This is a genomic window from Flammeovirga sp. MY04 (genome assembly GCF_001682195.2).
GTDB classification, from domain to species: Bacteria; Bacteroidota; Bacteroidia; order Cytophagales; family Flammeovirgaceae; genus Flammeovirga; species Flammeovirga yaeyamensis.
Map to the genome: position 1 here is coordinate 2,292,297 of NZ_CP003560.2, position 15,969 is coordinate 2,308,265.

The 15,969-nt window shown below is 34.0% G+C and carries 10 protein-coding genes; 5 read left to right on the forward strand and 5 right to left on the reverse strand.

Features of this window, described 5'->3' with window-relative positions; translation table 11 throughout:
- Positions 1 to 95 precede the first annotated feature (95 nt).
- Both MY04_RS09310 and MY04_RS09315 read left to right on the forward strand, forming a co-directional pair.
- The gene (locus MY04_RS09310; RefSeq protein ID WP_066208917.1) at positions 96 to 4,013 is read left to right on the forward strand and encodes a CheR family methyltransferase; all 3,918 of its coding nucleotides are present in this window, start codon (positions 96 to 98) and stop codon (positions 4,011 to 4,013) included.
- Entirely contained in the window at positions 4,014 to 4,439 is a 426-nt protein-coding gene (locus MY04_RS09315; RefSeq protein WP_066208918.1) for a BLUF domain-containing protein, read from the forward strand.
- 7 nt (positions 4,440 to 4,446) lie between these two features.
- Here the strand turns inward: MY04_RS09315 and MY04_RS09320 are convergent, their stop codons facing one another.
- Positions 4,447 to 4,848 (reverse strand): response regulator, encoded by a 402-nt coding sequence (locus tag MY04_RS09320; RefSeq protein WP_066208919.1) that lies wholly within the window; start codon positions 4,846 to 4,848, stop codon positions 4,447 to 4,449.
- Positions 4,849 to 5,095: 247 nt separating this feature from the next.
- Here MY04_RS09320 and MY04_RS09325 point away from each other — a divergent pair, with 247 nt between their 5' ends.
- The 3 genes from MY04_RS09325 (at position 5,096) to MY04_RS09335 (ending at position 9,152) form a co-directional block, all read left to right on the forward strand.
- Complete coding sequence (locus tag MY04_RS09325; RefSeq protein ID WP_066208921.1) at positions 5,096 to 5,527, forward strand: BLUF domain-containing protein; 432 nt, start codon at positions 5,096 to 5,098, stop codon at positions 5,525 to 5,527.
- A gap of 122 nt (positions 5,528 to 5,649) precedes the next feature.
- A complete protein-coding gene (locus MY04_RS09330) occupies positions 5,650 to 7,626 on the forward strand; it encodes a hypothetical protein (RefSeq protein WP_158297630.1) in 1,977 nt (658 codons plus the stop codon).
- 152 nt (positions 7,627 to 7,778) lie between these two features.
- On the forward strand, positions 7,779 to 9,152 hold the full coding sequence (locus MY04_RS09335; protein WP_066208924.1) for an alpha/beta fold hydrolase: 1,374 nt from the start codon (positions 7,779 to 7,781) through the stop codon (positions 9,150 to 9,152).
- 523 nt (positions 9,153 to 9,675) lie between these two features.
- Here the strand turns inward: MY04_RS09335 and MY04_RS09340 are convergent.
- From MY04_RS09340 to MY04_RS09355, 4 genes are all read right to left on the reverse strand, one after another.
- A complete protein-coding gene (locus MY04_RS09340) occupies positions 9,676 to 10,254 on the reverse strand; it encodes a precorrin-2 dehydrogenase/sirohydrochlorin ferrochelatase family protein (RefSeq protein WP_066213169.1) in 579 nt (192 codons plus the stop codon).
- Between the two features lie 200 nt (positions 10,255 to 10,454).
- Entirely contained in the window at positions 10,455 to 11,225 is a 771-nt protein-coding gene (gene cobA, locus MY04_RS09345) for a uroporphyrinogen-III C-methyltransferase (protein WP_066208925.1), read from the reverse strand.
- Between the two features lie 42 nt (positions 11,226 to 11,267).
- Positions 11,268 to 13,379, reverse strand: coding sequence for a HEPN domain-containing protein (locus MY04_RS09350; protein WP_066208927.1), 2,112 nt, complete (start codon positions 13,377 to 13,379; stop codon positions 11,268 to 11,270).
- 214 nt (positions 13,380 to 13,593) lie between these two features.
- Complete coding sequence (locus MY04_RS09355) at positions 13,594 to 15,870, reverse strand: NADP-dependent malic enzyme (protein WP_066208929.1); 2,277 nt, start codon at positions 15,868 to 15,870, stop codon at positions 13,594 to 13,596.
- Positions 15,871 to 15,969: the final 99 nt, after the last annotated feature.

Sequence of the window (15,969 nt, forward strand, 5' to 3'; positions counted from 1 at the left end):
GTTACAATTGTAATCATCGATGCAAAATAAATTAGTTATAAAAAATATTATTAAAATCTTATGACTATATTGATGTAAGTTTTTAAAAAACTAATATGACTGAGAATAACTATCCTAAATTTGTAGTTGGCATCGGTGCCTCTGCAGGTGGCCTTGAAGCAATTAACAACTTATTTGAAAAGCTGAATAACAATACCGATATGTGTTTTATTGTTGTTCTGCATTTATCAATAGAACATAAAAGTTTAATACCAGAACTTTTAAGAAAAGTGACTAAAATTCCTATTATTGAAGTGAATAAAGATCATTTTCTTAAGAAGAACCATATATATTTAATTAATAACCATACTACATTAAGCATAGAGAATAATAAGATTGTTGTTAAGGAAAAAAACAGTAAGAGGGATAAATTATCTTATCCTATCAACATTCTTTTTAAAAGCTTAGCCACTACTTATAAAGAAAAAGCCATTGGAATTATTTTATCAGGAACAGGATCTGATGGAACTGAAGGGTTGAGATATATCAATGCCAATAATGGTATTTCTATTGTACAGCACCCGGATTCTGCGAAGTTTAATGGCATGCCATTCTCTGCCATTCAAACCAATCCCATTGATTTTATTTCTAGTATTGAAGATCTATCTCAAATATTAGAGTTTATTTCAACCAATGGAAATTCGAATAGAGCTGGAAAAGGATTTAAAGTACTCGATCATATTATCAGTTTAGTCAGCTCTAAATCGAACATTAATTTCGGTAGTTATAAAACACAGACGTTATATCGTCGAATTTTAAAAATGATGGAATACCAAAACTTCAATTCCATCGAAAAATACTATCAGCATTTAACAACACACCCTAAGGAATTGGATTCACTTGCCAATAGTTTTCTCATTGGGGTGACTTCATTTTTCAGAGATTTAGAAGAATGGGATTTTGTAGAACAGAGCATTATTCCAAAAGTATTTAAGGACAAAGACATTGTTCGTATTTGGTCTTTAGGCTGTAGTACAGGACAAGAAGCCTATACTTTAGCTATTTTAGTACTTGAGGAATTAGAAAAAATAAAAGAAGAGAAAGAGGTAAAAATATTTGCGACAGACCTTAATAATAAGGCGATCCAATATGCTTCTGAAGGCTCATTTACAGAGAAAGAATTAAATGAAATTCCCACAAAGTTCTTAAAAAAATATTTCTTCAAAAATGGAAACAAGTATACTGTCAACGAAAATGTTAGACAGTTAATCACCTTTGTAAAACATGATATCTTAGAAACTCCTCCTTTCTTAAATATTGATCTAATTACGTGTAGAAATCTTTTGATCTACTTTAAAAAGGAAAACCAGTATAAGATATTAAACACCATAAAATTCTCCTTAAATAAAGGTGGGTATTTATTCTTAGGACCATCTGAGAAAAACTTTTCAGATAAATTTTTAAAAGAAATTGATGTCAAGAAAAAATTCTTCCAACTCACCGAAAATTTTAAAATTATAGATATTGATCAACGTCATAAATTCGAAAATCAAAAAACTTTAAGTCCAGTGGAGTTAGAAATTACTCAGTTTAAAGAAAATATTTTTGCTACTGATATAGAAAAAAGATTAATACAGTTCTTTTGCCAACCATTCATCGTCGTAGATTTTGACGAAAACATTATTTATTCAACCAAAGAAACAGGTAAATATCTATTCTTTCCACAAAAAGAATTGGTCCTAAAAGAGGTTTTCGATTTCGAAGTTTACATCGATATTATCAGAGAGATAAAGAAGGTAAAAGAAGATGGAAAGAGTAGAAAACTAAAAAATATTTCCTTCAATAATGTAACAGAAGGATTGGTTTCTGATATCATCATCAGAAAATTTACATTGAATATAGATAGTGATAATATTATTTTGGAGTTTGTTCCTATCAAGAAAGACAATCAAGATAATATTTTAGAGCAGGACAATACCATTCAAAATTTAAAAGATGAGATCAAACATCTTCACTTAGAGCTAAAAAATGCGAATAAGAAAATTGAGGGTATTAATGAGAACTATCAAATTAATAACGAAGAATTGATGTCCTCCAATGAGGAATTACAAAGTAGTAATGAGGAACTTCAATCTGTAAACGAGGAATTATACACGGTTAACCAGGAATATAAAGAGAAACTAACAGAGATTTCTGTACTTAATAATGACTTCCTGAACCTGTTTAAATCAGCAGGTATAGCCAGTTTGTATTTAGATAATGACTTAAAAATTCGTCGTATAGCTCCGAATGCAAGTGACTTTTTTGGTATCGAAAACGAGGATTTAGGAAGAAGTATATTACAATTTAATACGTTCTTTAAAATCAAAGGTAGTTTTTATCAATCTATTGAAGATGCAGTAAAAGTCAACCAAATACAAGAGCAAGAAATCTCTGATAATGAAGGCAAAAAATATCTTCTTAGAGTCTCACCTTGTGTTAACAAAGATTTTGAGGCGGATGGAGTCATTCTTTCATTTATACCAATTTCTGATTTCAATCCAACTAAGAAATTATTGGCCTTAAATGAGGAACACCAAGAGAAGATCTCTCAGTACAAAACTATTTCTAAGCATTTAGACCTACATTCTTGGACTTGGCTTTTCGATGAAAAGAAAGTTTTGATATCCGGGAAAGAATACAATAACATTTCTGCAGAAAACTTTGATTCATTCATAAAGAATAAATACGGAGAAACTGTTCAAAATGAGTCTTATTTATCGTTTAGAAATAAACTAAATGATTGTATTCAATATGGAAAAGAATTTAAAACGAATATACATTTAGAAACAAAAGTGATCTTAATTGATTGCTCATCAATAAATAAAAATCACAAAATTGTAGGCCTTCATGGTATTCTTAAAGATATCACTGAGGAATACAAGAAAGAAAAAGAGATTGGTAATTTGGCAAATACTTATCTTGATTTATTGGATCTAGATCATTTTGGTACAATTAGTATTCCTGACATCAAAAAAGATGCAGTGAATGTAAATGATACTCTTTTAAAATGGCTTGAAATCCAAGATAAAAATATAACAATCGATAAGTCCTTCATTTTGAATATCATTCAGAAAGAAGATGAGAAAAAGCTTTACCAACTATTAAAAGAAAAGCCTAAGCAGTTTGATATAACGTTAAGAATAAATACATTAAACTCAGAAAAACTTCATTTAAGATTAGCTGGGAAGATTACAAAAGAGGATAATCATTTTTCTCTACTTTGTCTTGTTTTTGATATTTCAGAGACTAAATCAATGGAATATCAATGGAAAGAAACGGTGAATTTGGCGGAGAAAACGGCTCAAACCTTGGCTGTTCAAAACGAACAGTTAGAAAGTTATACTTATATTGCTTCTCATAACATACGTTCTCCTTTATCTAATCTATTGTCGTTAGTAGAATTGTATCATAACGAAAATGATGATAAAGAAAAGGAAAAGTATATTCAACTTTTCGAGAAGGCACTTGCTCAGTTAGAAAAAACAGTCAATAACTTAACAGATGCCATCAAAGTACAACAGAAAACTAGTCTTCAGCGCTCTAACATCAACATAAAAGAAGAGTTGATGAAAGTGTTAGATATTTTATCTGGCAACATGAAAAAGCATGGGGTATTAATTAGTATGGATGTTGAAAGGGGACTTACATTTAGTTATCCGGAAGAGTACTTAAGAAGCATTTTCTTGAACTTACTGAGTAATGCAATAAAATACCGCTCAGAAGATAGATTACCTAAAATTGAAGTTGAGGTATATTCAGAAAACAATCAAATTGTTATCTCTGTTAAGGATAACGGAATGGGTATTGATTTAGAAAAATTTGGACAGAGAATTTTTGGAATGAATCAAACATTCCATCACAATGAAGATGCTAGAGGTTTAGGCCTTTTCTTAACTAAAACACAAGTTGAGGCAACAGGTGGAACAATACAAGTGGATTCAAAAGTTAATGTAGGCACTAAGTTTACAATAAAATTACCAAACGATAATTAAATGATATATTCGTATATATATAGTAGTAAAAGTAAAAATGCTTTTGAAATAGACGATCTCTTACAACTTCAATATGATGCTGAGAAAAATAATAGTGTTCATAACATCACTGGGTATTTAACCTATAAAAATGATATTTTCATTCAGTATATAGAAGGAGATGAAGATCAAATCAAACAACTAATTAAAAACCTCCATAAAGACGATAGGCATCAAATAATAAATGAGTTTGTACTTCCCAATAGAAAAGAACGTCTTTTTAAGAATTGGAATATGCGTTACATTGAATACAACAATTTAATAGAAATCGGATTTCATGAACTGTTAGACGCTGTATTCTTTACTATTGATAATAGACTGTTTTCAAATAGCGAAGTATCAAGTAAGATCAATAGAATGTTGTTAAAAGTGGCCGAATATTATTAATAGCCACTTATACTTCTACTTTGTTTTTTGTTATACAGTCTAATAATTTCTGTTTACTTAGAGGCTTTTCAATATATCCGTGTACTAGTGGGTTTGCTTCTGCTCTTTCTTTATCTCGAGGATGAATACTCGAACTTAGAATATATATTTTTAATTCTTTAGAGAAATTAAAAGCCATTAGTTCCTCAAGTACTTGCCACCCGTCCAAACCAGGCATATTTAAATCAAGAAATACATAGTTATCCGTAGAAGTATAGTCATTTATTAATGTGTTTTTTAGGAACTCATCTCCACTCCTATAATAACTTTTTGATAAGTGTTTTGTCTCGTTTAATGTTGATGAGATGATTTTGACTATATCGATCAAAAGCTCATCATCATCAATGAAAATCAGTTTTTTTTCTTTCATAGTTTTTCAGTTGGGTTAATGAATATACAAAATTCATTTATTTTTAACACGTAATAGAAGCAGTAAATAACGATTCAAACTTACCTATGTATATTTAATGTATTATTATTAGATTTTATTGTAATTGAAAAACGTCTATATCAGATCATCTTTCAAATGTTTCTTTGCCTCATTCTAATTTTATAAATTATTATATATATCTAGATTCCTTGAACCTAACTTTTTATACCCTTTACTCAATAAGTTTATGATATACTCCTACATCTATAGCAGTGCTTCTGATGAAAATTTCAATGAAGAACAATTAATTAAACTTCATGAAGCTGCTGCCAAAAAAAACAAAGAATTTGATATTTCTGGATACCTCACATTCAAGAACGATATTTTTATTCAATACATAGAAGGCCCTGAAAAAAGTATCAAACAGTTAATCGAAAATATCAAGAAAGATAAAAGGCATCATATTAAACACGACATTGTTTTGCCCATTAGAGAAGATCGATTATTTGGAGATTGGAGTATGCGTTATATCGATTATAATAGCTTAATAGAAATCGGTTATCATGAATTATTAGAAACCATATTTTTTAGTATTGACAATCAGATATTTTCAGATGAAGAGGTCATTCAAAAAATAAATCAAATGCTTCATCAGATAGCCTCCACAATGAAAGAATAAGAATATCGTAAAATCAAACCCTTTATTTTACTTTTTAAAATCAGAATACCATTATTTAATTTATTACCTTTATTTATAGATTAAACTTTTATAATCCATTTTATAAAAAGGTAAAAATTTAAATGTCGTCACGGTTCTACAGAACTCTAATATCTTTCATTGTTTTATCACTTTTTAATTTCGCTCTTGTTAAAGGCCAAGAGAAGGATTCTGTACTTTATCAAAAAATAAGGATTAAAGCTTATGTGCCTATTGTTATTGGTGATTCTGTAATGAGGTTTAAAAAAGACACCATCATTTTTGTGGAAAAAGACTTAGTTAACTTCGATTCAACAGCCGTTATAAGATCAGATAAATTTTACGATAACCTCCAGAAAACCTTAGAAAAGAGAAGGATTACAAAAGAGATTTCGAACTTCTTCTTAGTAAACAGAAATAACAATAATACAGACGATGTAAATGAAAATACCATTTCTGAAGGAATGTGTTTTGAAAATAAAATCATCAGAAGCATCAACTATATCAGACTAAACCCGTTTGGAGGAGATGTAAAAGATCCCTATCCTGAAAGAACTTCCGGTTTAGGACAATATGCCAATGGTGTACATAATAAAACCAAAGAATATGTCATTCGAAAGCATTTGCTTTTTAAAGAAGGTGATGTAATTACAGATTTTGATCTCTCTGAAACAGAACGTATTCTAAGGGCATTACCCTTTATTAAAGATGCTGAAGTGTATGCATGTGAAATGCCCAATAGTGAAATAGATATCTATGTGGTCACGAAAGATCAGTGGACCATTGGAGCCAGTGTAGACACCTATAACTTTGGTGATTATGGAGGAGGCATCTACAATTCCAATTTTCTTGGAATGGGTCAATATGTATATTTAGGAGGTATACTTCAGCCAGAATCTGATATCCCTTTGGGGTTTGACTTACAATACAGGTACAATAACATTAGTGGTACTTTCATCGATGTTATCGGTAACTTTACAGATAGTGAAAATGAAAGTATATATGGTTTAGCTACCTATAAAGATTTTGTCACGTCTGCAACAAAATGGGGTGGTGAAATGGGGTATTTATATGTACGACAAGCTTTTGGTTATTCAACATCAGATAGTGCTTTTATACCAGGAGTAGAAGATGGACAACGTTTCTGGAAACCTCATAAATATGAAGTAATCACCACTTGGGCTGGACGATCTTTTCAGATTGATAAAGATAAAAACAGAAATATTACTGTATTAGCCGGAAGAGAACAAACCCTTTTTTCACGCAGACCAGAAGAAACTTCAGCAGACACTTTATACAGGTATCAAGATAAAATACAATACACAGCTGGATTAACATTTACTCAAAGGAACTACAGAAAATTAAGTTATTTACAAGGTTTTGGTAGAAATGAGGACGTTCCTCATGGTTGGTTATTTAATTCCACTATTGGTTATGAACAAAACGAGTTTTTAGGTGACCGGCCCTATATTGGTTTTCAAATGGATTACGGTCGCTTTACTCCTTGGGGTTTCTTTAGAGCAAACTATGAATATGGTCAATTCTTTGAGACTAAATACCAACAAAAAATCCAGCATTTTGGGTTACACTATTTTTCTAATCTTTTGGCTGTCCGCCGAAATTTTGTTCGTTTTTTCTTAGATGTTAATATGACTTCTGGTAGTGACTTAGTTCCTGGTCAGTTTTTATATTTCATAAGTGACGATTTTTTTAGTAGTTATAATATTGATACCAATACCAAAAAAGGATCAAGACGTGCTCAATTAAAACAAGAGGCCGTGTGGTTTACTCCTTGGTATTTTTACGGTTTCAAGTTCGCTTTTTATCAAAATATTGAATTGGGAGTGCTTTTAGGAGAAAAAGAAAATTCCATATCCAAAGATGAACTTTTCACAGGTTTTGGTGGAGGTATTCGAACGAGAAACGAAAACTTAGTTTTCAATACAATAAGTTTAGATATAAAACTTTATCCTAACTCTCCTGAGGGAAGAACTCCATATCAAATTACTTTTTCCACAGAAATACAATTACCAATTATAGATTTTAAACCTACAAAACCTAGAATGGTCCCTTTTGAGTAATTGATATGATTCTGATCAAGAAAACAACTTTCTAAATGAAATAATTTTTGTTGAACAAAGGTTTAACTGTATATTCAATATTCAATGGATATTATATGATATTCATCTCAACTTATTCATTTTAATCTGACAAGTAAAACTAAATCTATACTATGGCTATTGATGTCTTCGAAAAATACACTAATGAACAATCCAAATTCCTAGAAATTGACGGCATGAAAGTTCACTACCGTATTGAAGGTGAAGGCTTTCCTTTGGTATTGCTTCATGGTACTTTTGCATCTTTACATACTTGGGATAGATGGACTGAGATTTTATCAAAAAAATATAAAGTAATACGCTTAGATATCCCTGGTTTTGGTTTAACTGGACCTAGACCTGATCGATCGTATTCTGTTGAAATATATCTGAAATTTTTTGAGACTTTTTTCAAGCAACTTGACTTAAAAAAGTTTTATATAGCGGGATCATCATTAGGTGGATGGCTTGCATGGGAATATGCGTTTCGCTTTAAGCAGCAAGTCCGTAGATTAATATTATTAGATGCGGCTGGCTTTAACGATAGAGACTCGATTCCTCTATTATTTAAATTGGTGCAAAACCCAATCCTAAAAGAATTCAAAATGTTTCATGGCGTAGCTGAATATTTAAGTACACCAAAAACAATCATTGAGTTCTTCCTTAAGAATGCTTACGGTAATTCTAAACGCATTGAACCTACCACTACCACTCGTTACCATGAAATGTTCTCTAGAAAAGGAAACAAAGAGGCATTTTTAAATATTGCGACTAGTTCTAATGTAGATCATTCTGATCACCTAAAGGACCTTGAAACTCCTACTTTGATATTATGGGGTGAAAAAGATCGTTGGATTCCATTAGCCAATGCTTATAAATTTGATTTCAACCTTCCCAATTCATCACTTATTATCTACGAAGGTGTTGGTCATGTTCCAATGGAAGAAATACCTGACCGATCTGCTCAAGATGTCATTCACTTTTTGGAAAATCAATCTTTAGATAGTGGAGCAAAAATCAAAACCTCCAACCTATGTGATAGACACCCAAAGGAAGTGACTATCGGGAGACCGTTTTATTTAGAGAGTATCAGTCAGAAGAAATCATTTCATGGTCAAGTAGTTTGCTTCAAAACTAACAACCCTGCCATGATCCTCGAACGCATTGAAGAAGAAAATGGTAAAGGTCGCGTTCTAGTCGTCGATTGGGAATCTGAACTTCCAGATGCCTTAATTGATGATGATCTAGCTTTTGCCCTGCTTCACCAAGAATGGGAAGGTATTGTTTCTAATGCCAACTTCAGACACAAAGAAACCATCTCAAAACTTAGAGTGGGTATTGTAGGCAAACACCCCTACCCTAAAAAAGCAACATTAAATGACGACCCTATAGAAATACACTACCATGCTGAAGTAGCGGGTATCGAATTTGTAGATGGGGACTTTGTTTATGTGGATGAGGATGGGATTGTGGCGAGTAAGAAGAATTTGATTGAGTGGGAGAAATAGGGAGCAGGTAGCAGGTAGCAGGTAGCAGGTAGCAGGTAGCAAATTTAACGCTCGTTTTAAGTAATAAGTAATAACTAATAGGTAAGGGAGAGTGTATCAAAAGCCTAGAAATTGATTCATGGTGGTAGGGTTCTTAGGGAAGAAGTAAAACTGGCGCAAATGTTAAGCGATAGCGACATTTGTGTCTAAAAAACTTAAGAGGTCTCCCGACCTCGTATTTTAAATAAGAAACTAAGAACTAAGGAACTAAGTTGAGATACCTTAATTGTAAGATAGAGAGGTCGTGAAACCCCTCGCTTGAACAACAAAAAAATATCATTTTCTTTTAAAGTAGTTTTTATTCAAGCTCTACTATTTACTCATTTCCCAAGGAGGTGGTGCAACCCCTCCTTTCACGAACTGGGAAACAACCCAATTGAGGAATACTGAGGAATAAGAAAAGCACCGTTCTCAAGTTACACAAACAGAGGAGCGAACCAAACCTACTACCTGCTACCTGCTACCTGCTACCTACTACCTAATATTATTCTTTCTTATCAAACACCTGTTGCGTAATATCATTCAGCTGCTTTACTTTCGCCTGAAAATCACCCGTAAGTTTATCTCTTATGCCTTTGAGGTTATCCAATAATTCTTGCGTTTCGTTGGGTAGTGCATCTTCGAGGAATTCTCTCATACGTTTAGCTAAGGTTGGTGATTTACCATTGGTTGAAATACCTACTTTTAAATCGCCTTTTGTCACCACTGAACCTAAGTAGAAATCACATAATGGAGGGGTATCAGCTACATTGACTATTTTATTTCTTTTACCGCACTCCTCTTTGATCATCACATGCAAATTATAATCGTCGGTAGCACATAAAACGATATGATGATCTTTTAAATCAGCAACTTCAAAACCTCTTTCGATAGTTTTTACATTAGGAAAGTCTTTCGCTAAATCTAATAATGGTTGTCCAAATTCCTTTGACACTACAGTGACAACTGCATCAGGACTATTTTTTAATATGGCTGATAATTTCTCTTCACCAACATTACCTCCACCTACTATTAATGTGGAAATTTCAGACATTTTGATGAAGATGGGGAACATTGTATTCATAGGAGTAACGTTTGTTTTTTGTATAATTTCGAAAAATAAAAATAAAAAAAAGAAGAACAAAGCTTTCGCCCTGTCCTTCAATTCGTATTCAGTTAAAGAGCAATCAGTGGCACGTAACGAAATCTGTTGAACCACTAACCGAATTTTCTGCTTTTAATGTAAAATTAAAACACACAAACGCCACGTTACCACTGATCACTCTATGCTAATTCTTTAACTACCACTTGCGCTAAATTTGAAGGATACTTGGCGTGATGTTTCACGACTTCTCCAACAACAATAACAGCAGGTGATCCTAATTGTTTCTCTATCATCACTTCTTCGATATTTTGAACTGTACCCAATCCAATTTTCTCTTCAGGTGTAGATGCATTTTGTATAATCGCCACAGGTGTATTTGACTTACCTGCACTGGCAAAGCTTTCCATAATCTGACGGATTTTCTTAGTACCCATCAAAATAATCACAGTAGCAGAAGATTGAGCTGCTAAAGCGATATCCGCAGAAACTTCTCCTTCTTTTGTTGTGCCAGTTATTACCCAAAAGCTTTGGCTATCGCCTCTTCTTGTTACAGGAATTCCTTGTAATGCTGGTGCAGCAACTGAACTGCTAATGCCTGGTACAAGATTTACTCTTAAACCATGCTTTTGAGCGTATCGCATTTCCTCGTGTCCTCTACCGAAAACAAAAGGGTCGCCACCTTTCAACCTTACTACATGCCCTCCTGCAAAAGCATGAGAAACAATTAATTTGTTTATATCTTCTTGCTTAAAAGAATGCTGCCCTACTCGTTTACCTACATAAACTTTTTTAGCGTTGGGTGCATACTCCAATAACTCTTCAGATACTAAAGCATCGTATAAAACTACATCTGCACGACGTAGTGCTTTGATACCTTTTACAGTAATCAAATCCGGGTCTCCAATTCCTGCCCCTACTAAAGTCAATTCCGGTTGTATAGTCTTTGTCATGAGATGTAAAAAAGTTTGTTTATCAATGATGCTATATAAAATCTAAGCTTCTTGTAGATCTTCTTTTCTGATTCTGCTTACGTTCTCTAAGAATACTTTGATTTCATCAAAATAAGTTTGAGCGAATTCAGCAGTAGGTTCGTTTTTGTTGATTCTCAACACATGGTCAACAAATGAACCTTCAGCAAACTGAAGCTTTTCATCGTAGTGCTCAGCAAAACGATTAATTACTGTCATGTGAGAGTTCAGCTTCACTTTTTTATCAAGAAGTAAGGCTTTAGCGGCACTCACATAAGCTTGGTAAGTATGGTAAACAGCATCAGCGAATAATCCTTTTGAGATCGCTTCATTTGCCCAACCTACTTTTTCTTCAGCTTCAAGAATTAATGTTTGTACTAGGTCAATAATTACACCCGCACATTCACCAACAGCTTTATGCAATTCGAATTTATCTACCTCAGTGTACCAATCTAAGTAGTCTTCTGGTATAAGCGTAGATAAATCACCTAAGTGCTTTAATAAGTCGTAGAAGTACTCCTTACCTTGTGCCTTGTAATAATCTACAAAATACTGTCCTTCTGGAGCATTTTGATCGTAATCATCTACCACAGCTCTAAACGCATCTTGGATACGCTTACTAGGGATTTTGATGACTTTATCTGCAATATGAGGGTTACCTTCACCATCAAATCCACCACCAAGTAGAATTTGAGCTGCTGGCAACAACATTTTGTTTTCTTTGTTTCTTAAAGATGATCCATGGATACCAAACTGTGCAATAGTATGCTGACCACAAGCATTAGGACACCCTGAGATTTTGATTTTAAACGTATCGTCCGTCAATAAATCTGGATATTCTACTTTAATAAGATCACCTAATACTCTTGCTAAACCTGTACTTGATGAAATACCCAATACACACGTATCTGTACCAGGACAAGCAGTGATGTCTGCAGTTGTATCGTAACCCGGCTCAGCAAATCCAATCGCATCTAAAACGTTGAATAATGCCTTAAGGTTTTCTTTTTGAACGTATTTCAATAAGATACCTTGACGGATAGTTAGACGGATATCGTCTGCTGCATAGTCAGTGACTATTTGAGATAAAGTTCTAGCAGTTGTAGTATCAAAGTTACCAAGTGGTAATCTTACTAACACTCCATAATAACCTTCTTGTTTTTGTTCGAAAACATTCGCTTCAGACCATTTATCGAATTTTGCTTGATCTTTAATCTCTACTTCAACAGCAGCTCCTTTCTTTGGTAATTCAGTTTGATCTACCTTAGAACGGTCTACCCAAATTTCTTTATTTTCAAGAGAATTGAACTCTTCTTGAGCTAATCTTAATAACTCCTCTTTACCTATATCCTGAATCAAGAACTTCATTCTTGCTTTCATTCTACGGTTACGCTCACCGTGTCTATCAAATACTCTGATTAATGACTCAGTGAATGGAATTAATTTTTCTTCTTCTAGGAATTCGAAAGCGGTCTCAGCCATGTAAGGTTGTGCACCTAAACCACCACCGATCAATACTTTGAAACCTCTTCTTTCTTCACCATCAATAGTTTTAACTACTGGAATAGCTCCTACGTCGTGAATGAAAGCGAAAGCTGTATCCTCAACTGAAGAAGAGAATGCAATTTTGAACTTTCTGCCCATTTCCTGACAGATAGGGTTTCTTAAGAAGTACTCAAAAGTAGCGTGTGCGTATGGTGTTACGTCAAATGGTTCGGCTGGATCAATACCCGCTAACTCTGATGCCGTAATATTACGAACAGTGTTACCACAAGCTTCACGAAGAGTTACTTCATCCTTTTCTAATTCATGCCATAAACGTGGAGAATCATCCAAGCTTACATAGTGAATTTGAATATCTTGACGAGTAGTAATGTGAAGTTTTCCGTTTGAATATTCATCAGAAACATCACATATTCTATTTAATTGTCTAGTCGTTAATTTACCGTAAGGAATTTTTATTCTGATCATTTGCACGCCAGGCTGACGTTGACCATACACTCCTCTAGCTAAACGTAAACTTCTAAATTTATCGTCGTCGATTTCTCCATTGTGGAATAATCTAATTTTCTTTTCTAAGTCGAGTATGTCTTGTTCTACAACAGGATTCTCTAGTTCAGTTCTAAAACTTTGCATAATGCGTGACGTGGTTATGTTATATTTATCCTTTACTCTATCGAATTACTATACTAATTGTATAAAATAAAAGACCATCGGGATGATCTATGTCACAATATTAAATACAATATCATTGAATTAAAAAGAAATGGAGTGATTTTTTGCAAATCACTCCATTTTTCACTCTATTATTTAAAAATTTCACATAAAGCAGTGAATTTTTGAAAATTTTCTAAGACTGTTGTGCATCTAAGTTGGCGATCGTAATCATGTCCAAGATTTGTTGCACATTTGCTCCAATCTGAAGAACGTGAGCAGGCTTTTTCATTCCCATAACGATAGGACCCACTAGAGTTGCATCAGCTAATTCGTCCAACAAGTTCAGTGCAATATTTGCAGCCGATAAGTTAGGGAACACCAATACATTCGCCCCTTTGTCAGCCAAATCTGAGAACGGGAAACTCTCTTTAGTAATGTCTGGATTCAAGGCAAAGTTTGCTTGAATATCACCATCTACAGGGAGCTGTGGATTTCTCTCTTTGATGATTTGACGAGCCTTCTTCATTTTATTCGAATCCACACCTTTCTTAGATGAACCAAAGTTTGAGTAACTCAATAATGCTACTCTTGGATCAATTTTGAAGAAGTCTTTTACTCTTTTCACTACTGCTTCAGTAATCTCAACGATTTCCTCTGTTGTAGGATTCTCGATCATGGTCGTATCTGCTAAGAATAATGGTCCTTTTTTAGTCAGTACCATATACATTGTAGCGATCGACTTATTGTCTACTGTCCCGATGACACGAAGTGCTGGAGCCAAAGATGAGATATAGTTTCTATGTGCACCTGAAATTAATGCGTCTGCATCACCTTGCTCAACCATCATGGCAGCATAGTAAGAACGCTTATTCATCAAGTCATTTGCTTCATAAATAGTAGCTCCTTCTCTCTGACGTCTTTCGTAGTAGATCTTCGCATAACGCTCTCTGACTTCATTAGTTTCATCAGCACGAGGGTTTACAATTGGCACGTTTAATAATTCGTCTAGCTCTAAAGCTTCGATCATGGCACGGATTCTAGATCTTCTACCCAACAAGATTGGATCGATAATTCCTTCATCCATGGCGATACGAGCAGCACGAAGAATATGTGGGTTGTCCGCTTCAGCAAATACCACTTTCTTACGAACGTTACGGGCTTTCACACCTAAACGTCTCATGATATCGTTACCTGTACCCATACGACGTACAAGTTCTTCTTTGTAAGCTTCCATATCGTCAATTACTGACTTAGCCACACCTGTATCCATCGCTGCTTGTGCAACGGCAGGTGCCACAGTCGTTAAAAGACGAGTATCTAATGGTTTTGGAATAAAGTAATCTCTACCGAAAACCAAACGATCTACATTGTATGCTTGAGTTACTGTTTCTGGAACAGGTTCTTTTGCCAAAGCTGCAATTGATCGAACACAAGCCAACTTCATCTCTTCGTTGATTTCTGTTGCTCTTACATCAAGCGCTCCTCTGAAAATGTATGGAAAACCTAGTACGTTATTCACTTGGTTAGGATGATCTGAACGGCCCGTAGCCATCATCACATCACTTCTAGTGTCCATTGCTAATTGATAATCAATCTCAGGTGTTGGGTTTGCCAAAGCGAAAACGATAGGATCTTTTGCCATAGACAATAACATCTCTGGTGTCATCAAATTACCTCTTGATAAACCTAAGAATACATCAGCATCAACCAAAGCTTCCTCTAATGTGTTCACATCGATATCTGTTGCCAATTCTTTCTTAGATCCTGAAAGGTTATCACGATCAGTACGGATCACACCTCTACTATCGCAAACAATAGCATTCTTTGGATCTACACCTAACTCAAAGAAAATCTTAATACAAGAAATTGCCGATGCACCTGCACCAGAAACTACTACTTTTAAGTCTTTAAGGTCTTTTCCAATAATTTCAGCAGCATTAATTAAGGCTGCACCTGAAATAATTGCTGTACCGTGTTGGTCGTCGTGCATTACAGGAATATTCATTTCCTTTTTCAATGCCGTTTCGATTTCAAAACAGTCGGGAGCTTTAATATCTTCTAAGTTAATACCACCGAACGTTGGCTCAAGTGTCTTAACTGCTTCAATAAATTTCTGTGGGTCTTTTGCATTGACTTCAATATCAAATACATCAATACCTGCAAAGATTTTGAAAAGTACACCTTTACCTTCCATTACTGGCTTTGATGCTTCAGGACCAATATCTCCTAACCCTAATACGGCAGTACCGTTTGAGATTACACCGACAAGGTTACCTTTTGCTGTATATTTATAGACATCTTCAGGGTTTTCAGCAATTTCAGTACAAGGATCTGCAACTCCTGGTGAATATGCTAAAGAAAGATCTCGTTGTGTTTTAGTTTTTTTAGTAGGAACTACCTCAATTTTACCTGGAATTGGATTCTCATGATATTCCAAGGCATCTTTCTTTCTGATAATATTTTCTGGCATATAAAAATTTATTTATAAAATGTCTTAGTATGTGTTGGACGATTAGCGTCCAAAGGTATTGATTTATTTACATAAATAACTAAAAAAATCGGATGTTAT